Source organism: Sphingomonas sp. SORGH_AS_0879 (assembly GCF_030819175.1).
In the GTDB taxonomy this organism is placed as follows: Bacteria; Pseudomonadota; Alphaproteobacteria; order Sphingomonadales; family Sphingomonadaceae; genus Sphingomonas.
Window position 1 is genome coordinate 324,050 of record NZ_JAUTBJ010000002.1, and the last position, 23,259, is coordinate 347,308.

Consider the following 23,259-nt stretch of genomic DNA (forward strand, 5'->3'; position numbering starts at 1 on the left):
GACCGGTTCGGCGACGCTAACACCGTGAGGCATCATTCACGGAGACGACCGCATGACCCAGGCGACCGAGGAGGAACGGCGGCTCGCCATGCTGTTGGCCGAGCGTCTCGGGCTGGTCCTGCCGGCGGCGGCGGTGGACGGGGTGGTCGCCAATCAGCGGCTGCTGGCGCGTCATCACGCGGTCGTCAGAGAAGCGGCCCAGGGGGAGGCGCGATGATGGACACCGCCCTCGCCATCGCCACCGACGTCCGGGCGGGGCGGCGTTCCGCGCGGGCGGTTGCGGTGGAGACGCTCGACCGTATCGCCGCGCAAGGAGTGCTGAACGCCGCCACCCGGCTGTTGCGGGACCATGCGCTGGCCGATGCGGAGCGGGTCGATGCGGTGGTCGCCGCCGGGGGTGATCCGGGGCCGCTGGCGGGGGTGCCCTTCGCGGTCAAGGATCTGTTCGACATCGCCGGAGAGACGACCACCGCCGGGGCGCGGCAACGCGCCGATGCCCCGGCGGCGACAGGCGATGCCCAGGTCGTCGCACGGCTGCGCGCGGCCGGAGCGGTGCTGGTCGCGACGACCAATATGGACGAGTTCGCCTATGGCTTCTCGACCGAGAACGCGCATTACGGCACCACCCGCAACCCGCACGATCCCGAGCGGCTGGCGGGCGGCTCGTCGGGCGGATCGGCGGCGCTGGTGGGGGCGGGGCTGGTGCCGCTGGCGCTGGGATCGGACACCAACGGGTCGATCCGCGTACCCGCCAGCCTGTGCGGCATCTACGGCCTGCGCCCGACCTTCGGGGCCTTGTCGGTCGAGGGCGTCTATCCCTTTGTCGAGCGGCTTGACACGGTGGGCTGCTTTGCCCGCTCGCCCGAGGATCTCGCGGTCGCGCATCAGGTGATGGGCGGGGTGTTGTCGCCTGTGGCGGGGCCGCTGCGCGTCGCCGCGCTCGGCGGATGGTTTGCGGGGCTGGCCGATCCGGTGGTGCTCGCCGGGATCGCGCGGATCGCCGAGCATCTGGGGGCGGGGCCGCCGGTCGAACTTCCCTCTGCCGCCGCCGCGCGCTCGGCGGGGTTCGTGCTGACCGGCGCGGAGGGCGGACATCGCCATCTGGCCGCGCTGCGCCGTGACGCGATGGCGTTCGATCCGGCGACACGCGACCGGCTGATCGCGGGCGCGCTTCAGCCGGTGGCGGCGGTGCGTGAGGCGGAGGCGGTGGCCGAACGCTTTACGGCCGAACTGAACGCGGCGCTGGCGACGCACGACCTGTTGCTGGCCCCCGCGACGCCGATGCCAGCCCCCCGGATCGACGCGACGACCATCATGATCGAGGGCCAGACCCTGTCGGCGCGCGCCGATCTGGGGCTGCATACCCAGCCGCTGAGCCTGGCCGGTGTGCCGATCCTGTCGGTGCCGCTGTGCCAGCCCGAGGGAGCGATGCCCATCGGGGTGCAGTTGATCGCCGCTCCGGGGCGCGAGGCATTGCTGTTTCGAACGGCCTCCGCGCTGGTCGCGGCGGGTCTGGTCGCCTGTACCCCCGTTGCCAGCCAGATGGTGGCGGCATGATCCGCGCCACCCCCCGTTCGCTGCGCGGTATGGTCAGCGCGCCGCATCATCTGGCGGCGCAGGCCGGACGCGACGTGCTGGCCGAGGGCGGCTCGGCGGTGGAGGCGGCGGTGGCGACGGCGGCCTGCCTGGCGGTCGTCTATCCGCATATGACCGGGATCGGCGGCGACGGCTTCTGGCTGGTCGCCGAGCCGGACGGAGGGACCTGGGCCATTGACGGCTGCGGCGCGGCGGCGCTGGCGGCGGATCGCGAACTATATCGCGACCATCAGACGATCCCGTGGCGCGGCCCCCTGGCGGCGAACACGGTCGCGGGCACCGTCGCGGGATGGCAGGCGGCGTTGACGCAGAGCGGTGCGACCCTCTCGCTCGACCGGCTGCTGCGTGACGCGATCCACCATGCGCGAACCGGGGTGGCCGTCACCGCCGGAGGGGCACAGGTCGCCGCCGCCGCCTCGACGGCGCTGCGCGATCTGCCCGGCGACTATGCGCGGGTGTTCGAGCCCGAGGGACGCCCGCTGGCCGAGGGCGACATACTCCGCCAGCCCGCTCTCGCGACGACGCTGGAGCGGCTGGCGGGCGAAGGGCTGGACGGCTTTTATCGCGGCGCGCTGGCGCAGGACATCGCCGCCGACCTTGCGACCCTCGGCAGTCCGCTTGCGGCGGTCGATCTCGCCGCCTTCGCCGCACGGGCGGTCGAGCCGCTGGCCGTGGACATCACAGGCGCGCGGCTGTTCAACCTGCCGCCGCCGACCCAAGGGGTGGCGGCGCTGTTGATCCTGGCGCTGTTCGACCGGCTGGGGGCGGCGACGTGCGACGGGTTCGACCATGTCCACCGGCTGGTCGAGGCGACGAAACAGGCGTTCCGCTGGCGCGACGCGCATGTCGGCGATCCGGCGACGATGACCGTCGATGCGCAGGCTTTGTTGGACGACAGGGCCGTGCTCGACCGGATGGCGGGTGCCATCGACCCGGACCGCGCCGCGCCCTGGCCGCATCCCCCGGCGCTGGGCGACACCACCTGGTTCGGCGCGGCCGATGCGCGCGGACAGGTCGTCAGTTGCATCCAGAGCACCTATTTCGAGTTCGGATCCGGTATCGTCCTGCCGCGCACCGGCATCACCTGGCAGAATCGGGGATGCTCCTTCGCGCTGGATGGTGACGGCCCCAACCGGCTGCGCCCCGGCGCGCGGCCCTTCCACACGCTGAACCCCGCGCTGGCCCGGTTCGAGGACGGCCGGGTCATGGCCTATGGCACCATGGGGGGCGAGGGGCAGCCGCAGACCCAAGCGGCGATCTTCACCCGCCATGCTGTCTTCGGCCAGCCCTTGCAGGCAGCGGTGGATGCCCCGCGCTGGCTGCTCGGGCGGACCTGGGGCGAACAGAGCACGACGCTGAAGATCGAGGAAGGGTTCGACCCCGCTCTCTACGAGCAACTGCGCGCGGCGGGTCATGCGGTCGAGACCGTGCCCGGCTGGTCGTCGATGATGGGCCATGCGGGGGCGATCGTCCGGCACCCGGACGGCCTGATTGAGGGCGCGACCGATCCGCGTAGCGACGGGATGGTGGAGACATGGTGATCGCCTCCGGGGCCCGCGCGGCGGCGCGCTGTCTGGAACTGTCGCGCGCGCCCTATAGCGATGCGCCCGACCGGCTGTTTCGCGGCTGGCTGACGCCTGCCTATCGCGCGACCATCGAGCGGGTCGGCGGCTGGATGGAAGAGGCGGGCATGACGGTGCGCCGCGACGCCGCGATCAACCTGATCGGCCGCTATGAGGGGCAGCGCCCCGACGCCCCCGCGCTGGTGATCGGCAGCCATCTGGACAGCGTCCGCGACGCCGGGGCCTATGACGGGCCGCTGGGCGTGATGCTGGGCATCGAGTGCGTCGCCGCGCTCCATGCCGAGGGCCGCCGCCTGCCCTTCGCCATCGAGGTGATCGGCTTTGGCGACGAGGAGGGATCGCGCTTCCCCGCCGCGATGCTGGGCAGCCGCGCGGTCGCGGGCACGTTGCCGCCCGGTGCGGCGGACATGGCCGATGCGGAAGGGATCGGCGTCGACGGCGCGTTGCGTGAGTTCGGCAGCCGGGCGGAGGCGCTCGCCACGGCGGCGCGCGCGCCGGGCATGATGCTCGCCTATCTGGAAGCGCATATCGAACAGGGCCCGGTGCTGGAGGCCGAGGGGCTGGCGCTGGGCAATGTCACCGGTATCGCCGCGCAACTCCGTCTGGAAGTGACGGTGACGGGCGTGGCGGGCCATGCCGGGACGGTGACGATGTCGCTCCGTCGCGATGCGCTCGCCGCCGCCGCGCGCATGGTCGCGGCGATCGAGGACATTGCGCGGGCCGATGCGTCCGAACTGGTGGCGACGGTCGGGCGGATGGCGGTCGCGCCGGGCGCGGCGAATGTGATCGCGGGTGAGGTGCGCTTCACCGTCGACATCCGCGCCGGCACCACCGAACGGCGCGACCGGGCCGCCGCCGCCATCGGCGAGGCGATGCAGGCCATCGCCCGCGAGCGCGACGTCGCGCTGGCCGTCGCGACGATTCACGACCTGGCCCCGACACCCTGCGATCCGCGGCTGATGGACCTGCTCGACACCGCGATCCAGGCGACCGGACAGCCCGCCCGGCGGCTGATGTCGGGGGCGGGGCATGACGCGATGGCGATGGCGGCGCTGGGCCCCGTCGCGATGCTGTTCCTGCGCTGCGCCGGAGGGGTCAGCCATCATCCGGCCGAGCATGTCGATCCGGCGGATGCCGATGCCGCCCTGGTCGCGATGCGCGGCTTTATCGACCTATTGGGAGAAGACCATCGTGACGCCTGACCTTTTCGGCGAGATCGACCCGCCGCAGCGCCTGTTGATGGGGCCGGGCCCGGTCAATGCCCATCCGCGCGTGCTGCGCGCGATGAGCGCCGATCTGCTCGGCCAGTTCGACCCGGAAATGACCGGATACATGAACCAGGTGATGGCGCTGTATCGCCCGGTGTTCGGCACCGACAATCACTGGACCTTCCTGATCGACGGCACCGCGCGCGCCGCCATCGAGGCGTCCTTGGTGTCGCTGCTCGCGCCCGGCGACCGGCTGCTGGTCATTGATTTCGGCCGGTTCGGGTTGCTGTTGCAGGAAATCGGCGAGCGGATCGGCGCGCGGGTCGAGCGATTGTCGGTGCCTTGGGGCGAGACGGTGCCGCTCGACGCCATCGCCGAAGCCATTGCGCGCACCGAGCCGATGGTCGTCGCCTGCGTCCATGGCGATACCTCGACCACCATGGCGCAGCCGCTGGACGGCGTGGGGGCGCTGGTCCGTGCGGCGGGGGCGTATCTCTATGTCGATGCGACCGCGACCATCGGGGGCATGGCAATCGCCACCGACCGCTGGGGCGCGGACATCGTGACCGGCGGCTTGCAGAAATGCCTGGGCGGTCCGTCGGGATCGGCGCCGATCACCGTCTCCCCCCGCGCCGCCGAGCATATCCTCAGCCGTCGCCATGTCGAAAAGGGCATTCGCCGCGACGACCTGGCCGATGCGGGGGGCGTGCGGATCGGCTCCAACTATTTCGATCTCGCCATGGTCATGGACTATTGGTCGGAGAAGCGGCTGAACCACCATACCGAGGCGACGACCATGCTCTACGGCGCGCGCGAATGCGCCCGGATCGCACTGGGCGAGGGGCTGGAGACGCGGTTCGCGCGCCATGCGGCGGCGGGGCGCGCGGTGGTGGCGGGCGCGCGGGCGCTGGGGCTGGAGGTGTTCGGCGACGACCGTTTCCGCATGACCAACGTCACCGGCATCCTGATCCCGGAAGGCGTGGATGGCGAGCGGGTGCGCGCCCGGATGCGTCAGGATTTCGAGATCGAGATCGGCACTGCCTTCGGCCCGCTCCAGGGCAAGATGTGGCGGATCGGCGCGATGGGGTACAACGCCATGAAGCATAAGGTGCTGCTGACCCTCGCCGCGCTGGAGGCGGTGTTGCGCGCCGAGGGGCTGGCGCTGCCCGCCGGGGCCGGGGTCGATGCCGCGCTCGAAAGCTATGCCGCATGAGCGCCGCGCGTGACCTGGTGGGCTATGGCCCGACGCCCCCCGATCCCCGCTGGCCGGGCGGGGCGCGCGTGGCGGTGCAGTTCGTCGTCAATGTCGAGGAGGGGGCGGAGAACAGCGTCCTGAACGGCGATGCCGGGTCCGAGGCGTTCCTGTCGGAGATGGTCGGCGCGGCCAGCCATCCGGCGCGCGCCATGGCGATGGAAAGCCTGTACGAATATGGCGCGCGCGCCGGTTTCTGGCGGCTGCATCGCCTGTTCGCCGAGAGGCAGGTGCCCGTCACGGCCTTTGCGGTCGCCGCCGCCATGGCCGCCAATCCGGCGACGGTCGATGCGATGCTGTCCGCCGATTGGGAGATTGCCAGCCACGGCCTGCGCTGGATCGACTATCAATATGTCCCGCCCGAGGTGGAGCGCGCGCATATCGCGGAGGCGATCGCGCTGCACACCCGGCTGACCGGCACGCGGCCGCTCGGCTGGTATCAGGGGCGGACCTCGCCCGCGACCGCCGCGCTGGTCGCCGCCGAGGGCGGGTTCGTCTATGATGCGGACAGCTATGCCGATGACCTGCCCTATTGGGATCGTCGCCATGCCGGGGCCAATGGCGGGCGGGCGCAGTTGATCGTGCCCTATACGCTCGACGCCAATGACATGAAGTTTGTCGCCTATAACGGCTTTGCCGATGGCGAGCCCTTTTTCCGCTACCTGCGCGATACCTTCGAGCAGTTGCGCGCCGAGGGCGGGCGGATGATGTCGGTGGGGCTGCACGGGCGTATCGCCGGTCGTCCGGCCCGAGCGGCGGCGCTCGCCCGCTTCGTCGACCATGTGGTCACCAGCGGCGACGCCTGGATCGCGCGCCGCATCGACATCGCCCGACACTGGCAACAGGTACACCCCGCATGACAATCGACGACCCGCAAGTCGTGGCCGAGGTGACGGCCGCCTTCCTGGCCTATGAAGCCGCGCTGATGGCCGATGACGTGTCCGCCATGGACCGGCTGTTCCACGATCACCCCAGCACCATCCGCTATGGCGTGGGCGAGGTGCTGTACGGCGCGGAGGCCATTCGCGCCTTTCGCAGGGGGCGCGGCGGATCGCCGCAGCGTCGGCTGGGCCAGGTCGCGATCCATAGCTTCGGCCGCGATCATGCCACCGCCCATGCCGAGTTCTTCCGCGAAGGCGACACAAGGCGCGGGCGACAGAGCCAGACATGGGTACGCTTCGCCGATGGGTGGAAGGTGGTGGCCGCGCATGTCTCCATCGAGGGGAGCGGATCATGAGCGATTTCAACAGCCTGTCGGACGCGGCCTTCGTCGCCCGCTATGGCAGCGTGGTCGAGCATTCGCCCTGGGTGGTGGAACGCGCGGCCGTACGGCGACCCTTCGCCGATGTGGGGGAAGCCATCATGGCGGTGCTGGACGCGGCCACGCCTGAAGAACGCCTGTCGGTGATCCGCGCCCATCCCGAACTCGCCGGACGTGCCGCCATCGCGGGCACGCTGACCGCCGAATCGCAGAGCGAACAGGCGTCCGCCGGACTGGACCGCATGACCCCCGAGGAATTCGAACACTTCCATGCGCTCAACGCCGCCTATCGCGAGCGGTTCGGCTTTCCCTTCGTCATCTGCGTCCGGCGGACCGACCGGGCGGGCATCCTGCGCGCCATGGCCGAGCGGCTGGAGCATGATCGAGAGACGGAGATCGCCACCGCCCTGGCCGAGATCGGCCATATCGTCCGCCTGCGACTGGAGACCCTGTCATGACCCATCCCATCGGCCTGGCCGCTTTGGCGCAGCAGGTCGCGACCGATCTCGAACGCCTGGCGCATGGTGGCCCCGCCTGGACCCGGCCGCAGAGCGATGCGGAGGGGCATGTCCATGACGTCATCATCGTCGGCGGTGGGCAGAGCGGGCTGGGCGCGGCCTTCGGCCTGATGCGCGAGCGGGTGTCCGACATCCTGGTGCTGGACGAGAATCCGGCGGGCTATGAGGGTCCGTGGGACACCTATGCGCGGATGATGACGCTGCGCACACCCAAGCATCTGACCGCCATCGACTTAGGCATCCCCTCGCTGACCTTCCGCGCCTTTTGGGAGGCGCAGCATGGGGCGCAAGGGTGGGAGGCGCTGGACAAGATTCCCCGGCGCGACTGGATGGCCTATCTGCGCTGGTATCGCGCGGTGCTGAACCTGCCGGTGCGCAACGAGGCGCGGGTGACGCTGATCGAACCGCTTGGCGGGCGGTTCCGGGTCCATCTGGCGGACGATGCGCCGCTGCTGGCGCGCAAGGTGGTGCTGGCGACCGGCATCCAGGGCGGGGGCCATTGGCATGTCCCCCCGATGGTGCGCGACCGCCTGGCCCCGACGCTTTATGCCCATACCTCCGCCGCGATCGACTATGCCGCACTGGCGGGGAAGCGGATCGCGCTGCTGGGCGCAGGCGCCTCGGCCTTCGACAATGCCCATGCCGCGCTGTCCGCCGGTGTGGCGGAGGCGCATGTCTTCGTCCGCCGCCCCGCCTTGCCGCGCGTCAACCCGATCCGGCATATGGAGCGCAGCGGCATCGTAGGCCGCTTCGCCGCGTTGGACGATGACGCCAAATATCGGATGATGGTCTCCTTTTTCGACCGCAGCCAGCCGCCGACCAACGACACCTTCGACCGTGCCTCGGCGCTGCCTGGCTTTCACCTGCATCTCGGCACACCCTGGCTCGACGTGGCGGAGAGTGGCGAGGGGGTGGCGGTGACGACCCCGCGCGGGACCGAGACGTTCGACTTCCTCGTCCTGTCGACCGGCCTCGTCACCGATCCGGCCTTGCGGCCCGAGCTGGCGCTGGTCGCGGACGGCATTGCGCGCTGGTCCGACCGCTATCGACCTGCGGATCCGGCGAGCGCCCATCCGCTGATCGACGCGCACCCCTATCTGGGCCCGAATTTCCAGTTCCTGCCGCGCGAGCCTACCCACGCGGCGGCGCTGCATGGGCTGTTCGCGTTCAACTATTCGGGGCTTGTCAGCCTGGGCCTGTCCGCCTCGGCACTGTCGGGGCTTCGCCATGCGCTGCCCCGGCTGGTGGCGGGAGTGGCCGATCAGTTGTTCGTCGATGATCGCGACGCGATGATGGCGGCCTATCTGGACTATGACGAGCCCGAATTCCTCGGCTCCTGGCCACGCATGGCGGCGTCGGCATGAGCGCGACCTTGTCCACCCATGTCCTCGACACGGTGCGCGGCGGCCCGGCGACGGGGGTCGTCGTCACCCTGCTCGACGGGGAGGGCGCGCGACTGTTCGAGGGGCGGACCAATGCGGATGGGCGCTGCCCGGAACTGGCGACGCTGCGTCTGTCGCCGGGGCGTTATGTGTTGCGCTTCGCGGTGGCGGATTATTTCCGTGGCATCGGAGTCGCGCTGGCCGATCCGCCCTTCCTGGACCAGGTGACGATCGACTTCGGGATCGCCGGGGCGGGGGGGCATTATCATGTGCCGCTGCTCGTCTCGCCCTATAGCTATTCCACCTATCGGGGCAGTTGACCTTCATGTTTCGTACCGGAGTGACGCGATGATCCGCCGACTGCTCGCGACCATCGAACCCTATGTGTTGATGCTGTTGGCGACGGTGCTGATCGCGACGCTGCTGCCGCCGCGCGGGGTGGGCGTTCCCTTCTTCGACATCGTCGCCGATACCGCGATCGTCGCCTTGTTCTTCGTGCACGGCGCCAAACTGTCGCGCAGCGCGCTGCTGGCGGGCGCGCGACACTGGCGACTGCATGCGGCGATTCTGGCGACCAGCTTCGTGATCTTCCCGCTGCTCGGCCTCGTTATCGGCGGGCTGGCCGCGCCGAACCTGGCGACCGGCCTGTTGTTCCTGACCCTGTTGCCCTCGACGGTGCAGTCCTCGATCGCCTTCACCGCCATCGCGCGCGGCAATGTCGCGGCGGCGGTGTGCAGCGCGTCGCTGTCCAACCTGCTGGGCATCGCGGTCACGCCCGCGCTCGCCGCTTTGCTGCTGCCCGGCACGGGCGGGGTCGCGCTGTCGTTCGAGTCGGTGCGCACCATCGTCCTGCAATTGCTGGTGCCGTTCGCGGCGGGGCATATGCTGCGCCCGTGGATCGGCGGGTGGATCGCGGCGCGCAAGCGGCTGGTCACCACGCTGGATCGCGGGTCGATCCTGCTGGTCGTCTATACCGCGTTCGGCGCGGCGGTGAGCGAGGGACTGTGGTCGCGGGTCGGGGCGGCGGAGCTGGCCGAGCTGGTCGGGTGGTGCGCGCTGCTGCTGGCGCTGGTACTGGTGCTGACCGGGGTGATGGCGCGCGCGATGAAGCTGGCCCCGGCGGACGCGGTCGTGATGCGCTTCTGCGGCTCGAAGAAGAGCCTGGCGACCGGTGTGCCGATGGCGGGGGTGTTGTTCCCGCCCGCGCAGGTCGGCATCGTCCTGCTGCCGGTCATGGTCTTCCACCAGTTGCAGCTGATCGCCTGCGCCTTCCTGGCGCGGCGGCTGGCCGACGCGGCGGAGGCTGAGCCCGTCATTCGTCCAGCCGCGCAAACTCCTCCTTCAGAATGTCGACAAAGCTGCTGAGATAGATGGGCAGCACCCGCCCGCGTTGCAGCAGCATCGAGACGCTGGCCGGACGGACGATCCCCTCGGCGAGCGGCACCCAGCACAGATCGCCCGCCGTCAGCTCGCGCTCCAGCCCGATGCGCGACAGGAAGGCGATGCCGACGCGCGCGCGGACCAGATTCTTCAGCGTGTCGATCCGCTCGACCGTGGCGACGCGCTTCAGCGGCACGTCGCTGGCGTCGAACAGATCGTGGAGGACGCTCTGCTTCAGCCAGTCGTCGTTCGGCGTCACCACCGGATGCGGGATACAGTCGGCCAGCATCACCCGGTCCAGCGCGGCCAGGGGATGGCCCGGCGGCACGATGACGCCGATCGGTGTCTGGACATGCGCCACCGTCGCGGTGCGCGGGGTTCCGGTCAGGTCGAAGGCGCAGATGACGTCCGCTTCCTTGGCCAGCAATTCCGCCTTCACCCGATGATTGTCCCCCGCCAGCAGCGAAAATTCGATCAGGGGAAAGCGTTCCTGGTGGCGGGCGATGGCGCGGGGAACGAGCTGGTCGGCCAGGCTTTCGGCGGCGGCGATGCGGATCACGCCGCGCTCCCCACCGCGCAACCGCAGCATTTCGTGGTGCAGCGCGACGCTCTCGCGCTTCCAGCGCCGGATATAGCTGAGCAGCGCCTCGCCCGCCGCCGTCGGGCGTATGCCGCGCGGCATACGGACGAACAGCTGCACCTGAAGCTCGTCCTCCAGCTGCAATAGCTGGCGATTGACCGCCGAGGAGGCGATGTTGAGCGATTCCGCCGCCTTGCGGATCGATCCCTGGCGGATCGCCTGATCGAAATAGATCAATCCCGTCTTGATCAGGACCATGGTCGCTTTCGCCCCGTCACCGAACTTGTCTTGCGGCTGTCGGGTCGGTCATCCGCAAAGGGGGGAATATTGGCAAGCATATTGTTGCCCCGATCGTCGCCCGGTCCGGGGGACCAGAAACATCGGTACCGAATTCGGCCCGTCCGCCGAAAGCAACGCGACAAGCACGTGTCGGCGGCCGTCTTTCGACAGCCGCCTCACATTTTCCACCAATGTTGGAAAGTGGTGCCCAGAAGAGGACTCGAACCTCCACGACCTTGCGATCGCCAGCACCTGAAGCTGGTGCGTCTACCAATTCCGCCATCTGGGCACGGGGTAGGCCCGCGCCTTTAGGGGAGGGTTCGAATCCTTGTCAACGGCTTTTTTGCGGGGCAAAGGGGCGGTGCACGAAAAATCTGGCGAATAAGGACGGGCATGACGAACAAGCTGGTGACGCTGATCGGCGGCGGGGGCTTTCTGGGCCGCTATGTCGCACGCGAGTTGATGCGTGACGGAACGCGGGTGCGGATCGCGCAGCGCGATCCGCGTCAGGCCTATTTCCTGCGCACCCAGGGCGGCCTGGGCCAGACCCAGTTCGTCGCGGTCGACATCGCCCGCCCGGACACGGTGGCGCGCGCGGTCGAAGGGGCAGATGCGGTCGTCAATCTGGTCGGCGTGATGGGCGGCAATATGCAGCGTATCCATGTCGATGGCGCGCGCGCCGTCGCCGAAGCCGCCCGCGACGCCGGTGTCGGCGCGCTGGTCCATGTCTCGGCGATCGGCGCGGACGAGAATGGCGCGGCGGCCTATGCCCGCTCCAAGGGGCAGGGTGAGGCGGCGGTGCGCCAGGCTTTCCCGGATGCGACCATCCTCCGCCCCTCGATCGTGTTCGGGCGCGAGGATCAGTTCGTGAACCGGTTCGCGGGCATGGTGTCGGCCCCGATCGTGCCGATCCTGCGCGCGGGCGTGAAGTTCCAGCCGGTCTTCGCCGGGGACGTGGGCGAGGCGGTGGCCACCGCGCTGCGCGATCTCGAAGCGCATGGCGGCCGTACCTATGAGCTGGGCGGGCCGGACGTGATTGCGATGGGCGAGCTGATCCGCTGGATCGCCAAGACGCTGGGCCGCAAGCCGAATTTCGTCGAACTGCCGGACTTTGCCGGGGCGCTGCTGGCGCGCCTGCCGGGCTCGCCGATCAGCCGGGACCAGTGGCTGATGCTGCAACAGGACAATGTCGTCGCCGCCGGTGCGCCGGGTCTGGCCGAACTGGGCGTCACGCCCGCACCGCTGGCGGCGGTCGCACCCGACTATCTGGTGCGATTCCGCAAGGCGGGGCGTTTCGGACGACGGACGGAGACCCTGGCGGCCTGAACCGTCCCGGTCTCGCCGTCTTTGCCGTTTCGCTCATCGCCCCGTCGCCCTATGGCGGCGGGGCTTATTTTTTGGGGACTCGCGTGAACGATCTGATAGCCGCCATCATCCTCGGCATTGTCGAGGGGGTCACCGAATTCCTGCCGGTATCGTCCACCGGCCACCTGATCCTGGCGGGCGCGCTGCTCGGCTATGACGATGATCGGTGGCAGATGTTCAATATCGTCATCCAGCTGGGCGCGATCCTGGCGGTCGTTGTCCTCTACTGGCGGACCTTCTGGACGGTGCTGGTCGGGCTGGCCAGGCGCGATCCCGGCTCGATTCGCTTCGTGCGCAACCTGCTGATCGCCTTCATCCCCGCCGCCGTCATCGGGGTACTGGCAAAGAAGCATATCGAGGCGCTGCTGCTCCAGCCCAAGGTCGTGGCGATCGCGCTGATCGTCGGCGGCGTCGCGATCCTGGTGATCGAGCGGCTGGTGAAGCCCGGCAATACGCGCGGCATCGCGGCGGTGCCTGCCAAGACGGCGCTGGGCGTCGGCTTCCTCCAATGTCTGGCGATGATTCCGGGGGTCAGCCGTTCGGGCGCGACGATTCTGGGCGCGCTGACCCTGGGCGTCGAGCGGCGCACGGCGGCGGAGTTCAGCTTCTTCCTCGCTATCCCCACCATGCTGGGGGCCAGCGTCGTGGAGACGGCGGGGCATATGGATGCGATGCGCGCCGGGAACAGCGTCGGACCGCTGGAAATCGCGATCGGCTTTATCGTGGCGTTCGTCGTCGCGTTGCTGGTGGTGCGCTGGTTCGTTGGAATCGTGGGAAAACATGGTTTCGGCCCCTTTGCCTGGTACCGAATCGTCGCGGGCGGCATCGCACTGGCCCTGCTGACCATGCATTGATACCGGAACGGACCTTATTTATTGCGGGTTGGTCGCAATAAGCGGCGCCTGCCCCGTTCGAAGTATATAAATAGGGCATCAACTATGTCCTATATGTCGATTTTAAGGTGACATAGGATCGTTTGCGCAATATCCGGCTCTTCGGAGGCGCATATGGCGAACGATTCTATGCTGAAGTTTGTAGGCCGTGATCAGGCTTATCCCGCGAAGCGGGCCGCGACGGTTCGTGCGGAGGATTTCCGCGAGATCGCCGAACGTTATGCGCCCCCGGCGGCGGAGGATCAGGCGGGGCGCTGCTCGCAATGCGGCGTGCCCTATTGCTCGGTCCATTGCCCGCTGCACAACCATATCCCCGACTGGCTGCGCCTGACCGCCGAGGGGCGGCTGCGCGAGGCCTATGAGCTGTCCAACAGCACCTCGACCATGCCCGAAATCTGCGGCCGCATCTGCCCGCAGGACCGGCTGTGCGAGGGCAATTGCGTCATCGAATTTTCGGGTCACGGCGCGGTCACGATCGGCTCGGTCGAGAAGTTCATCACCGACACCGCCTGGGAAGAAGGCTGGGTCGAGCCGCTGGTGCCGGGGCCCGAGCGGGGCCAGTCGGTCGCGGTGATCGGCGCGGGGCCTGCGGGCCTGACGGCGGCGGAATATCTGCGCGTCTCGGGTTACGATGTCCATGTCTATGACCGGCACGACCGGGCGGGCGGGCTGCTGACCTATGGCATTCCCGGTTTCAAGCTGGAAAAGCCCGTCGTCATGCGCCGGGTCGAGCGGCTGAAGGCGGGCGGCATCGTCTTCCACGAGGGCTTCTCGGTCGGCGAGGATGCGACGCTGGAGGAGCTGCGCCGTCGCCATGACGCGGTGCTGATCGCGACCGGCGTGTACAAGGCGCGCAATGTCGATGTGGACGGTTCGGGCGCGAACGGCGTGATCGCCGCGCTCGACTATCTGACCGCGTCCAACCGCAAGAGCTTCGGCGACACGGTCGAGGCGTTCGAGAATGGCTCGCTGAACGCCGAGGGCAAGAATGTCGTCGTGATCGGCGGCGGCGACACCGCGATGGACTGCGTCCGCACCGCGATCCGCCAGGGGGCCAAGTCGGTGAAGTGCCTCTATCGCCGCGACCGCGCCAATATGCCTGGCTCGCAGCGCGAAGTCGCCAATGCGGAGGAAGAGGGGGCCGAATTCGTCTGGCTGTCCGCGCCGCTCGGCTTCGAGGGGGGCGAGACGGTGACGGGCGTCCGCGCCGCCAAGATGCGGCTGGGCGCACCCGACGCCAGCGGACGGCGCGCGCCGGAGGCCGAGCCGGGTGCCGACCATCTGCTGGACGCGGACATGGTCATCAAGGCGCTGGGCTTCGACGCCGAGGACCTGCCGAGCCTGTTCGGCACCGCCGAACTGGGCGTCAGCCGCTGGGGCACGGTGCTGGTCGATGGCCGCACGCTGATGACCAGCCTGGACGGCGTGTTCGCCGCGGGCGACATCGTACGCGGGGCGAGCCTAGTGGTGTGGGCGATCCGTGACGGTCGCGATGTAGCGCAGGCGATGCACAAATGGCTGAAGGCACGCGCGAAGATCGGCGCGCGCGAAAAGGTGGCCGCATGATGCGCGACGCCATCTCGATGCAGGACGTTCCAGCAGGACAAGACATGATGACCGACCAGCGCCAATATTTCGCCGAGCACGGCATGTACCGCCCCGAATTCGAGGGCGATGCGTGCGGCGTCGGCATGGTCGCGGCCACCGATGGCCAGCCCTCGCGCCGGGTCGTCCAGTCGGCGATCGATGCGCTCAAGGCCGTGTGGCATCGCGGCGCGGTCGATGCGGACGGCAAGACCGGCGACGGCGCGGGGCTGCATGTCGACCTGCCGCACCGTTTCTTCGACGATGCCATCGCCGCGTCGGGGCACAAGGTGCTGCCCAACCGGCTGGCGGTCGGCATGATCTTCATGCCGCGCACCGATTTGGGCGCGCAGGAAACCTGCCGCACCATCGTCGAGAGCGTCATCATCGAGGCGGGCTACACCATCTATGGCTGGCGCCAGGTGCCGGTCGACGTGTCGGTCATCGGGTTGAAGGCGCAGGCGACCCGGCCGGAGATCGAGCAGATCATGATCGCCGGGCCGATGCCCGACGAGGTCGATGCCGCCGAGTTCGAGAAGAACCTCTATCTGGTCCGCAGGCGGATCGAAAAGCGGGTGATCGCGGCGCAGATCAGCGGCTTCTATATCTGTTCGCTGTCCTGCCGCTCGATCATCTACAAGGGGCTGTTCCTCGCCGAGAGCCTGTCGGTCTTCTATCCCGACCTTCAGGACCACCGGTTCGAGAGCCGCGTGGCGATCTTCCACCAGCGTTATTCGACCAACACCTTCCCGCAATGGTGGCTGGCGCAGCCCTTCCGCTGCCTGGCGCATAACGGCGAGATCAATACGATCCGTGGCAACAAGAACTGGATGCTCAGCCACGAGATCCGCATGGCCTCGATCGCGTTCGGCGACAATTCGGAGGACATCAAGCCGGTGATCCCGGCGGGCGCGTCCGATACCGCCGCGCTCGACGCGGTGTTCGAGGCGATCTGCCGCTCGGGGCGCGACGCGCCGACCGCCAAGCTGATGCTGGTGCCCGAGGCGTGGCAGAAGGATCTCGACGCGCCCAAGGCCCATGCCGAGATGTACCAGTATCTCGCCTCCGTCATGGAGCCGTGGGACGGTCCCGCCGCCCTCGCCATGACCGATGGCCGCTGGGCGGTGGCGGGCATGGACCGCAACGCGTTGCGCCCGCTCCGCTATACGCTGACCGCCGACGGGCTGCTGATCGTGGGGTCGGAAAGCGGCATGGTCGTGGTGCCGGAAGCCACCGTCACCGCCAAGGGCCGGTTGGGGCCGGGGCAGATGATCGCGGTCGATCTGGCCGAGGGCAAGCTGTACGACGACCGCGCGATCAAGGACCAGATCGCAGGCGAGCAGGACTATGCCGCGATGATCGGCGAGTTCCTGACCATGGACCAGTTGCCCGCGCCGTCCGAGGACGAAGCGCTGGTGCGGATGCCGCGCGCGGAGATGCTGCGCCGTCAGGTCGCAGCAGGCCAGACCATGGAGGATATGGAGCTGATCCTGTCCCCCATGGCCGAAGGGGGCAAGGAAGCGATCGGATCGATGGGCGACGACACGCCGCTGGCGGTCATCTCCGACAAGCCGCGCCTCATCAGCCAGTTCTTCCGCCAGAATTTCTCGCAGGTGACGAACCCGCCGATCGACTCGCTTCGCGAGCGCTATGTGATGTCGCTCAAGACCCGGTTCGGTAATCTCGCCAACATCCTCGACACCGAGGATCGGCGCGAGCGCGTGCTGGTCCTACCGTCCCCGGTCCTGACCGGTGCGGACTGGCACCGTCTGAAGGCGCATTTCGGCCGCTCGGCGGCGGAGATCGACTGCACCTTCGAGGCGGAGGGCGGTCCCGATCGCTTACGCGCCGCGATCCAGCGCATCCGCAACCAGGCCGAGCAGGCGGTGCGCGAAGGGCGCTCCGAACTGTTCCTGACCGACGAGCATGTCTCCGAGGGCCGGGTCGCGATTGCGGGCGTGCTGGCGGCGGCGGCGGTGCACACGCATCTCGTCCGCCGGGGCCTGCGCTCCTATGCGTCGATCAACATCCGCTCGGCCGAATGCCTCGACACCCATTATTATGCGGTGCTGATCGGCGTCGGCGCGACCACGGTGAACGCCTATCTGGCCGAAGCGGCGATCGTCGACCGTCATGGCCGTGGCCTGTTCGGTGACCTCACCATCGACCAATGCCTGACCAACCATCGCACCGCGATCGAGGACGGGCTGCTCAAGATCATGGCCAAGATGGGGATCGCGGTGATCTCCAGCTATCGCGGCGGCTATAATTTCGAGGCGGTCGGCCTGTCCCGTGCGCTGGTCAACGACCTGTTCCCCGGCATGCCCGCCAAGATTTCGGGCGAGGGGTATAACTCGCTGCATTACTCGGCGATGGTCCGCCACGAGGCGGCCTGGGACCAGCATGTCGCGACGCTGCCGATCGGCGGCTTCTATCGCCAGCGCGATGGCGGCGAGACCCATGCCTATTCGGCGCAGTTGATGCACCTGTTGCAGACGGCGGTCGCGACCGACAGCTATTCGACCTATCTGCAATTCTCGCGCGGGGTCGGCGACCTGCCGCCGGTCTATTTGCGCGACCTGCTCCAGTTCAACTTCCCGAACGAAGGCGTGCCGGTCGATCAGGTCGAGGCGATCACCGAAATCCGCAAGCGCTTCGTGACGCCGGGCATGTCGCTGGGCGCACTGTCGCCCGAAGCGCATGAGACGCTGGCCATCGCGATGAACCGGATCGGCGCCAAGGCCGTGTCGGGCGAGGGCGGCGAGGACAAGCTGCGCTATCAGCCCTATGACAATGGCGACAACGCCAACTCGACGATCAAGCAGATCGCGAGCGGTCGCTTCGGCGTGACGGCGGAATATCTGAACGCCTGCGACGAGATCGAGATCAAGGTCGCGCAAGGCGCCAAGCCCGGCGAGGGCGGGCAGTTGCCCGGCTTCAAGGTGACCGAGTTCATCGCCAAGCTTCGCCATGCGACGCCGGGCGTGACGCTGATCTCGCCGCCGCCGCACCACGACATCTATTCGATCGAGGATCTCGCGCAGCTCATCTATGACTGCAAGCAGATCAACCCGCGCGCGCGCGTCTGCGTGAAGCTCGTCTCCTCGGCGGGCATCGGCACCGTCGCGGCGGGCGTGGCCAAGGCGCATGCCGACGTCATCCTGGTGTCGGGCCATGTCGGCGGCACGGGCGCTTCGCCCCAGACCTCGATCAAATACGCGGGGACCCCGTGGGAAATGGGTCTGTCGGAGGTCAACCAGACGCTGACCCTCAACGGCCTGCGCGGGCGTATCCGTCTGCGGGCGGACGGCGGCCTGAAGACCGGCCGCGACATCGTGATCGCCGCGATCCTGGGCGCGGAAGAGTTCGGCATCGGTACGCTGAGCCTCGTCGCGATGGGCTGCATCATGGTGCGTCAGTGCCATTCGAACACCTGCCCGGTCGGCGTCTGCGTGCAGGACGAACGCTTGCGCGCGAAATTCACCGGCACGCCGGAAAAGGTCATCAACCTGATGACCTTCATCGCAGAGGAAGTCCGCGACATCCTGGCACGGCTGGGCGTGCGGTCGCTGGACGAGGTGATCGGGCGGACCGAGTTGCTGCGTCAGGTCAGCCGCGGGGCGGAACATCTCGACGATCTCGACCTCAATCCGGTGCTCGCCAAGGTCGATGCGACCGATGCCGAGCGGCGATTCAGCCTGTCGACCTTCCGCAACGAGGTGCCCGACAGCCTGGATGCGCAGATCATCAAGGATGCGTCGGCGGTGTTCTCGCGTGGCGAGAAGATGCAGCTGACCTATTCGGTGCGCAACACCCACCGCGCGGTCGGCACGCGCCTGTCGTCGGAGATCACCCGTAAGTTCGGCATGAGCAAGCTGGCCGATGGCCACGTCACCGTGCGGTTGCGCGGGAGCGCGGGCCAGTCGCTGGGCGCGTTCCTGTGCAAGGGCGTGACGCTGGAAGTGTTCGGCGACGCCAATGACTATGTCGGCAAGGGCCTGTCGGGCGGCACTATCATCGTCCGCCCGGCGGTCAGCTCGCCGCTGGCCAGCCAGAAGAACACGATCATCGGCAACACCGTCCTCTATGGCGCGACCTCGGGCAAGCTGTTCGCGGCGGGCCAGGCGGGCGAGCGTTTCGCGGTCCGCAATTCGGGCGCGACCGTGGTGGTCGAGGGCTGCGGCGCCAATGGCTGCGAATATATGACCGGCGGCATCGCGGTGGTGCTGGGCGAGGTCGGCGCGAACTTCGGCGCGGGCATGACCGGCGGCATGGCCTTCATCTACGACCCCGAGGAGCGCTTCGCTCGCCGCGCCAACCCCGAGAATATCGTGTGGCAGCGCCTCGCCTCGGCCCATTGGGAAGGCGTGTTGCGTGGCCTGGTCGAGGAACATGCCGCGCGCACCGACAGCAAGTGGTCGAAGGGCCTGTTGGAGGACTGGCACCGCGTCGCGGGGCATTTCTGGCAGGTCTGCCCGAAGGAAATGCTGACCCGCCTGGCGCATCCGCTCGACGACAGCGTCGAGGCGGTGGCGGCGGAGTAATGGACGATCCTCCCCGGCACGGGGAGGTGGCAGCGCGCAAGCGCTGACGGAGGGGGGGGCTTGCCCGGCGGCGATCCCCCTCCACCATGCTCCGCATGGTCTCCCTCCCCGTGTCGGGGAGGATCGGACTTCCCCAACCCCGTTCGGCCTGAGCGAAGTCGAAGGCCGCACCTGAACCTTTGCCGCGATCCCGGGGAAAGGGATTCCCTTGGCCTTCGACCTCGCTCAGGCCGAACGGACGGAGGCGGCTTCCCAAAGTGTAACATCCCCGTCATCCAATTAACCCAAATCACGGAACCGTTGCGGCGACGTGACGGTTAGGCGGCGATGCGAATGGGGGAGGACCATATGATCATCGACCGGCAGAAGATCGAACGGGGGGGATTCATCCTCTTCCTCGCGTTCATCACCATCGGCCTGATCGCGGTCATTTCCGGCTTTCTGATCGCCTTGCTGTGGGCGGGGCTGGCGGCGATCCTGTTCCGGTCGCTGTTCCAGTGGCTGCTGACCAAGACCGGCGGGCGGCGCAACACCGCCGCCGGGCTCACCATGCTTATCATCACCTTCGCGGTGGTCGTGCCGACCCTGCTGATCGGCAGCATGGTCGTGGATCAGGCGTCAGGCGTCTATCTGAAGATGCGCAGCGGCCAGATCGATTTCGCGCAATATTTCCAGCAGGTGCGCGACGCGCTGCCGAGCCGTCTTCGCCAGATGATGGACAGTTCGGGCATCGGCAGTTTCGAGGGGCTGCAACAGCGCGTCTCGCGCACCTTGAGCAGCAGCGTCAGCCAGATCGCGACCCAGGCGCTGTCGATCGGGCGCAACGCCTTTGCCTTCGCGCTGGCCTTCGGCGTCGGCCTCTATGTCGCCTTCTTCCTGATCCGCGACGGCGACCGGCTGGGCCCGAATTTCGTCCGTGCCTTGCCGCTGGAGCAGGGCGTGGCCGCCCGGCTGGCCGACAGCTTCGTCGCGGTGGTGCGCGCGACGATCAAGGGGTCGGTCATCGTCGGGCTGGTCCAGGGCGCGCTGGGGGCGATCACCTTCTGGATCGTCGGGGTGCCCGCCGCTTTGCTCTGGGGCGTGCTGATGGCGATCGCGGCGCTGCTGCCCGCGATCGGCCCGGCGATCATCTGGGTGCCGGTCGCCATCTATCTGCTGGCGACGGGTGCGATCTGGCAGGGGGCGGTGGTCGTCGCCTCGGGCGTGCTGGTCATCGGCCTGGCCGACAATATCCTGCGGCCCATCCTGGTCGGGCGCGACACCGGGCTGCCCGACTGGATCGTGCTCCTGACCACGCTGGGAGGGATCGAGCTGCTGGGACTGAGCGGCATCGTCGTCGGCCCGGTGGTTGCGGCGTTGTTCCTGGCGGGGTGGCGTATCCTGAGCGAGGAACGCGGCGTCATCCTGCCCCCCACTGGGGAATAGGCGCGCACCTGTCTCGATCTGGTCCGTTCCCGCACGCATCGTGTCGCGCTTCTCCCGTTTGCGCCGCAGCAATCGCCTCCTTATGGTTCACGTCCGAGCGGATCGGTCGGGGCCGGACCGGGCAAGGGGGATGCGAATGCGGATGCGATCGGGGGGGCTGGCGGCCATGACCGGGCTCGCCTTGGCTTTGGCCGGATGCGACACCGGCGATACGGCGGTCGCCCGCGCGGCGGGGGCCAAGGGCGTGTCGATCGAACTGCCCGTCCCCGACCCGTCACCCTCCGCCGATACGAGGGGGGCCATGCCTCCCAGGTCCGACGCCTTGCCCGGTGCGGTCGCCGCCAACCCCGGGGCCAGCCTGTCGACCATCGGCTTTGCCGAGGGCGGCGCGGCGCTGGACCAGAATGCACGCGCGGCGCTCGACCGGCTCGCCGCCGATCCCAGGGTGAAGAGCGGCCGCATCGTGCTCAGCGGCCATTCCGACAGCGAGGGGGATGACGAGGCCAATCGCATCATGTCGCGCAAGCGGGCCGAGGCGGTGCGCGACTATCTGGCGGGCAAGGGGATCGCCCGCGCCGACATGAAGCTCATCGCGCTGGGCGAGACGCGCCCCATCGCCCCCAATGCCAAGCCCGATGGCAGCGACGATAGCGCCGGTCGCGCGCGCAACCGCCGGGTGGAGATCGACCTGGCGCCCGCCGACCGCTGACCGCCTCACTCTTCCGCCAACGCAACATGGCCGGGGCGGGAGCGTCCGTCAGTTGGGCCGGTTGCGTTCGTTGGTGCTGGTCATGTTGAGCGCGCGGCGGAATTCGCCCACGCCCTGCTGATTGACGCCATCGAACTCGCGCCATTGCGCCTCGGTATTGCACACGCGCGTGGGAAGGAAAGAGCCGGTCGGCATCAGCCGGCGACAGGTCTTCTTCTCCTGCGGCTTGGGACGGGGTTCGGACGACTGTGCACCTGCCGGTGCGGCGGACAGGATGACGGCGGCCATGGCGACCGCTGCCCATTGACGCTTCATTTCGATGTTCCTCCCTCGATGATGCGGAGGATGAGGCAGTATTTCCGACTTATCAAGTGCTTGGCCGGACGGAGCGCGCCGCCCGGCCAAATCCCCGTCACGCCGCCTGCAACGCCTCGACCGCCACCGCCGCGATGTCGTCGCCCAGCTGGTCCACCCGCGCCGGGTCGGCGTCCCAGGCGAACATGAAGCGCGCCCCGCCGCCTATGAAGGTGTAGAAGCGCCAGCCGCGTGCCCGCAGGCCATCCAGTACGGCGGGCGGCGCGCTGAGGAACACCGCATTGGCCTCGACCGGGAACATCGGCGCGATGCCTGGCAGGCCCGCCACCCGGTCGGCCAGCCGCCGGGCACAGGCATTGGCGTGCGCGGCGTTGGACAGCCATGCGCCGCTGTCGAGCATGCCGATCCACGGCGCGGCCAGATAGCGCATCTTGGACGCCAGCTGCCCCGCCTGTTTGCAGCGATAATCGAAATCCTCCGCCAGCACGGGGTCGAAGAACAGGATCGCCTCGCCCACCGCCATGCCGTTCTTGGTGCCGCCGAAGCACAGCACATCGACCCCGGCGCGCCAGGTCATGTCGGCGGGCGAGCAGCCCAGCGCGGCACAGGCATTGGCGAAGCGCGCCCCATCCATATGCAGCCTGAGGCCCAGTTCGCGACAGGTCGCCGACAGCGCATGGATCTCGGCCAGCGTATAGACCTGGCCCGTCTCGGTCGGCTGGGTGATCGTCACCGCGCGCGGCTTGGGGAAGTGGATATCCGAGCGGCCGGTGGCGAGCGCGCGGACCGCCTCGGGCGTCAGCTTGCCGTCCTCGGTCTGCGCGACCAGCAGCTTGGAACCGTTGGAGAAGAATTCGGGCGCACCGCACTCATCCGTCTCGACATGCGCGGAGGCCGAGCAGATCACGCTGTGATAGCTCTGGCAGAGCGCGGCCAGCGCCAGCGAATTGGCCGCCGTGCCGTTGAAGGCGAAGAACACCTCGCACTTGGTCTGGAACAGCGTGCGAAAGGCATCGGCGGCGCGGTCGGTATAGGGGTCTTCGCCATAAGCGGGGACATAGCCGCGATTGGCCTGGTCCATCGCGGCCCAGGCTTCGGGGCAGATGCCCGCGTAATTGTCGCTCGCAAATTGCTGGGGGGCGATTGATTGGGGTCGGGCCGTTTCCATCACAAATCCTTGCGTCCGTTCGGGCGAGTCGGATGGAGGAGAAAGTGGCTGATCGTCCCGTTGTTGCCGGTCTGGCCACATCCCCCTCCTTGTCGGAGAGGCACCACCTTGCCGGGAGGCAGGTTGGTGCCGGGCGACGGCCCGACTCTTGATGCTGATGCGGCCCCTAGACGCCGGCCCGTCGGGAATCAAGCGCTACCATGGTCGTCCCGGGTGG

At 68.5% G+C, this 23,259-nt stretch carries 20 protein-coding genes, 1 tRNA gene and 1 riboswitch; of the genes, 17 read left to right on the top strand and 4 right to left on the bottom strand.

Annotation, left to right across the window (positions count from 1 at the left end; translation table 11 throughout):
- Positions 1 to 52: 52 nt before the first annotated feature.
- Genes QE379_RS02120 through QE379_RS02170 form a run of 11 tightly spaced genes read left to right on the top strand, consistent with a single transcriptional unit; the run spans position 53 to position 10,165 of the window.
- On the top strand, positions 53 to 217 hold the full coding sequence (locus tag QE379_RS02120) for a hypothetical protein (protein ID WP_306997376.1): 165 nt from the start codon (positions 53 to 55) through the stop codon (positions 215 to 217).
- The gene (locus tag QE379_RS02125; protein WP_306997378.1) at positions 214 to 1,557 is read left to right on the top strand and encodes an AtzE family amidohydrolase; all 1,344 of its coding nucleotides are present in this window, start codon (positions 214 to 216) and stop codon (positions 1,555 to 1,557) included. The genes QE379_RS02120 and QE379_RS02125 overlap by 4 nt, the downstream gene beginning before the upstream one ends.
- Positions 1,554 to 3,137: a gamma-glutamyltransferase family protein gene (locus tag QE379_RS02130; protein ID WP_306997381.1), complete on the top strand. Its 1,584-nt coding sequence runs from the start codon at positions 1,554 to 1,556 to the stop codon at positions 3,135 to 3,137. Before QE379_RS02125 ends, QE379_RS02130 begins: the two co-directional genes overlap by 4 nt.
- Positions 3,131 to 4,381: an allantoate amidohydrolase gene (locus QE379_RS02135; protein WP_306997383.1), complete on the top strand. Its 1,251-nt coding sequence runs from the start codon at positions 3,131 to 3,133 to the stop codon at positions 4,379 to 4,381. Before QE379_RS02130 ends, QE379_RS02135 begins: the two co-directional genes overlap by 7 nt.
- A gap of 37 nt (positions 4,382 to 4,418) precedes the next feature.
- Positions 4,419 to 5,600: an alanine--glyoxylate aminotransferase family protein gene (locus QE379_RS02140; RefSeq protein ID WP_307003039.1), complete on the top strand. Its 1,182-nt coding sequence runs from the start codon at positions 4,419 to 4,421 to the stop codon at positions 5,598 to 5,600.
- Positions 5,597 to 6,499: an allantoinase PuuE gene (gene puuE, locus QE379_RS02145; RefSeq protein WP_306997385.1), complete on the top strand. Its 903-nt coding sequence runs from the start codon at positions 5,597 to 5,599 to the stop codon at positions 6,497 to 6,499. Before QE379_RS02140 ends, puuE begins: the two co-directional genes overlap by 4 nt.
- Complete coding sequence (gene hpxZ / locus QE379_RS02150; protein ID WP_306997387.1) at positions 6,496 to 6,876, top strand: oxalurate catabolism protein HpxZ; 381 nt, start codon at positions 6,496 to 6,498, stop codon at positions 6,874 to 6,876. The genes puuE and hpxZ overlap by 4 nt, the downstream gene beginning before the upstream one ends.
- Positions 6,873 to 7,358, top strand: a complete 486-nt coding sequence (gene uraD / locus QE379_RS02155; RefSeq protein ID WP_306997389.1) for a 2-oxo-4-hydroxy-4-carboxy-5-ureidoimidazoline decarboxylase — start codon at positions 6,873 to 6,875, stop codon at positions 7,356 to 7,358. The genes hpxZ and uraD overlap by 4 nt, the downstream gene beginning before the upstream one ends.
- Positions 7,355 to 8,782, top strand: coding sequence for an NAD(P)/FAD-dependent oxidoreductase (locus QE379_RS02160; protein ID WP_306997391.1), 1,428 nt, complete (start codon positions 7,355 to 7,357; stop codon positions 8,780 to 8,782). The genes uraD and QE379_RS02160 overlap by 4 nt, the downstream gene beginning before the upstream one ends.
- Positions 8,779 to 9,120 carry a hydroxyisourate hydrolase gene (gene uraH / locus QE379_RS02165; protein ID WP_306997393.1) on the top strand — a complete coding sequence of 114 codons (342 nt, stop codon included), beginning with the start codon at positions 8,779 to 8,781 and terminating at the stop codon, positions 9,118 to 9,120. Before QE379_RS02160 ends, uraH begins: the two co-directional genes overlap by 4 nt.
- A 28-nt stretch (positions 9,121 to 9,148) precedes the next feature.
- Positions 9,149 to 10,165 carry a bile acid:sodium symporter family protein gene (locus QE379_RS02170; protein WP_306997395.1) on the top strand — a complete coding sequence of 339 codons (1,017 nt, stop codon included), beginning with the start codon at positions 9,149 to 9,151 and terminating at the stop codon, positions 10,163 to 10,165.
- Here the strand turns inward: QE379_RS02170 and QE379_RS02175 are convergent.
- A complete protein-coding gene (locus tag QE379_RS02175) occupies positions 10,113 to 11,018 on the bottom strand; it encodes a LysR family transcriptional regulator (RefSeq protein ID WP_306997396.1) in 906 nt (301 codons plus the stop codon). The genes QE379_RS02170 and QE379_RS02175 overlap by 53 nt on opposite strands.
- Positions 11,019 to 11,241: 223 nt before the next feature.
- Positions 11,242 to 11,328, bottom strand: a tRNA-Leu gene (locus QE379_RS02180).
- Between the two features lie 104 nt (positions 11,329 to 11,432).
- On the opposite strand from QE379_RS02180, the gene QE379_RS02185 reads away from it, so the two are divergent.
- From QE379_RS02185 to QE379_RS02210, 6 genes are all read left to right on the top strand, one after another.
- Positions 11,433 to 12,365, top strand: a complete 933-nt coding sequence (locus QE379_RS02185; RefSeq protein WP_306997397.1) for a complex I NDUFA9 subunit family protein — start codon at positions 11,433 to 11,435, stop codon at positions 12,363 to 12,365.
- A gap of 83 nt (positions 12,366 to 12,448) precedes the next feature.
- Positions 12,449 to 13,258 (top strand): undecaprenyl-diphosphate phosphatase, encoded by an 810-nt coding sequence (locus QE379_RS02190; protein ID WP_306997399.1) that lies wholly within the window; start codon positions 12,449 to 12,451, stop codon positions 13,256 to 13,258.
- Between the two features lie 153 nt (positions 13,259 to 13,411).
- Complete coding sequence (locus tag QE379_RS02195; RefSeq protein WP_306997401.1) at positions 13,412 to 14,863, top strand: NAD(P)-dependent oxidoreductase; 1,452 nt, start codon at positions 13,412 to 13,414, stop codon at positions 14,861 to 14,863.
- A gap of 47 nt (positions 14,864 to 14,910) precedes the next feature.
- Positions 14,911 to 19,425 carry a glutamate synthase large subunit gene (gene gltB, locus QE379_RS02200; protein WP_307003041.1) on the top strand — a complete coding sequence of 1,505 codons (4,515 nt, stop codon included), beginning with the start codon at positions 14,911 to 14,913 and terminating at the stop codon, positions 19,423 to 19,425.
- 348 nt (positions 19,426 to 19,773) lie between these two features.
- Positions 19,774 to 20,850, top strand: coding sequence for an AI-2E family transporter (locus QE379_RS02205; protein ID WP_306997403.1), 1,077 nt, complete (start codon positions 19,774 to 19,776; stop codon positions 20,848 to 20,850).
- Between the two features lie 136 nt (positions 20,851 to 20,986).
- The gene (locus tag QE379_RS02210; protein ID WP_306997404.1) at positions 20,987 to 21,559 is read left to right on the top strand and encodes an OmpA family protein; all 573 of its coding nucleotides are present in this window, start codon (positions 20,987 to 20,989) and stop codon (positions 21,557 to 21,559) included.
- Between the two features lie 48 nt (positions 21,560 to 21,607).
- Here QE379_RS02210 and QE379_RS02215 read toward each other — a convergent pair whose 3' ends face one another.
- Together QE379_RS02215 and QE379_RS02220 are read right to left on the bottom strand one after the other, a co-directional pair.
- A complete protein-coding gene (locus tag QE379_RS02215) occupies positions 21,608 to 21,874 on the bottom strand; it encodes a hypothetical protein (protein ID WP_306997406.1) in 267 nt (88 codons plus the stop codon).
- 97 nt (positions 21,875 to 21,971) lie between these two features.
- Positions 21,972 to 23,042 carry a low specificity L-threonine aldolase gene (locus tag QE379_RS02220; protein WP_306997408.1) on the bottom strand — a complete coding sequence of 357 codons (1,071 nt, stop codon included), beginning with the start codon at positions 23,040 to 23,042 and terminating at the stop codon, positions 21,972 to 21,974.
- Between the two features lie 49 nt (positions 23,043 to 23,091).
- Positions 23,092 to 23,202: riboswitch (SAM-I-IV-variant riboswitch) on the bottom strand.
- Between the last annotated feature and the right edge of the window lie 57 nt (positions 23,203 to 23,259).

Excerpts from the sequence above, each read along its gene's own strand:
- QE379_RS02120 (WP_306997376.1), top strand. The coding sequence starts at position 53 with ATGACCCAGGCGACCGAGGAGGAACGGCGGCTCGCCATGCTGTTGGCC.
- QE379_RS02125 (WP_306997378.1), top strand. The coding sequence starts at position 214 with ATGATGGACACCGCCCTCGCCATCGCCACCGACGTCCGGGCGGGGCGG.
- QE379_RS02130 (WP_306997381.1), top strand. The coding sequence starts at position 1,554 with ATGATCCGCGCCACCCCCCGTTCGCTGCGCGGTATGGTCAGCGCGCCG.
- QE379_RS02135 (WP_306997383.1), top strand. The coding sequence starts at position 3,131 with ATGGTGATCGCCTCCGGGGCCCGCGCGGCGGCGCGCTGTCTGGAACTG.
- QE379_RS02140 (WP_307003039.1), top strand. The coding sequence starts at position 4,419 with ATGGGGCCGGGCCCGGTCAATGCCCATCCGCGCGTGCTGCGCGCGATG.
- puuE (WP_306997385.1), top strand. The coding sequence starts at position 5,597 with ATGAGCGCCGCGCGTGACCTGGTGGGCTATGGCCCGACGCCCCCCGAT.
- hpxZ (WP_306997387.1), top strand. The coding sequence starts at position 6,496 with ATGACAATCGACGACCCGCAAGTCGTGGCCGAGGTGACGGCCGCCTTC.
- uraD (WP_306997389.1), top strand. The coding sequence starts at position 6,873 with ATGAGCGATTTCAACAGCCTGTCGGACGCGGCCTTCGTCGCCCGCTAT.
- QE379_RS02160 (WP_306997391.1), top strand. The coding sequence starts at position 7,355 with ATGACCCATCCCATCGGCCTGGCCGCTTTGGCGCAGCAGGTCGCGACC.
- uraH (WP_306997393.1), top strand. The coding sequence starts at position 8,779 with ATGAGCGCGACCTTGTCCACCCATGTCCTCGACACGGTGCGCGGCGGC.
- QE379_RS02170 (WP_306997395.1), top strand. The coding sequence starts at position 9,149 with ATGATCCGCCGACTGCTCGCGACCATCGAACCCTATGTGTTGATGCTG.
- QE379_RS02175 (WP_306997396.1), bottom strand. The coding sequence starts at position 11,018 with ATGGTCCTGATCAAGACGGGATTGATCTATTTCGATCAGGCGATCCGC.
- QE379_RS02185 (WP_306997397.1), top strand. The coding sequence starts at position 11,433 with ATGACGAACAAGCTGGTGACGCTGATCGGCGGCGGGGGCTTTCTGGGC.
- QE379_RS02195 (WP_306997401.1), top strand. The coding sequence starts at position 13,412 with ATGGCGAACGATTCTATGCTGAAGTTTGTAGGCCGTGATCAGGCTTAT.
- gltB (WP_307003041.1), top strand. The coding sequence starts at position 14,911 with ATGACCGACCAGCGCCAATATTTCGCCGAGCACGGCATGTACCGCCCC.
- QE379_RS02205 (WP_306997403.1), top strand. The coding sequence starts at position 19,774 with ATGATCATCGACCGGCAGAAGATCGAACGGGGGGGATTCATCCTCTTC.
- QE379_RS02210 (WP_306997404.1), top strand. The coding sequence starts at position 20,987 with ATGCGGATGCGATCGGGGGGGCTGGCGGCCATGACCGGGCTCGCCTTG.
- QE379_RS02215 (WP_306997406.1), bottom strand. The coding sequence starts at position 21,874 with ATGAAGCGTCAATGGGCAGCGGTCGCCATGGCCGCCGTCATCCTGTCC.
- QE379_RS02220 (WP_306997408.1), bottom strand. The coding sequence starts at position 23,042 with ATGGAAACGGCCCGACCCCAATCAATCGCCCCCCAGCAATTTGCGAGC.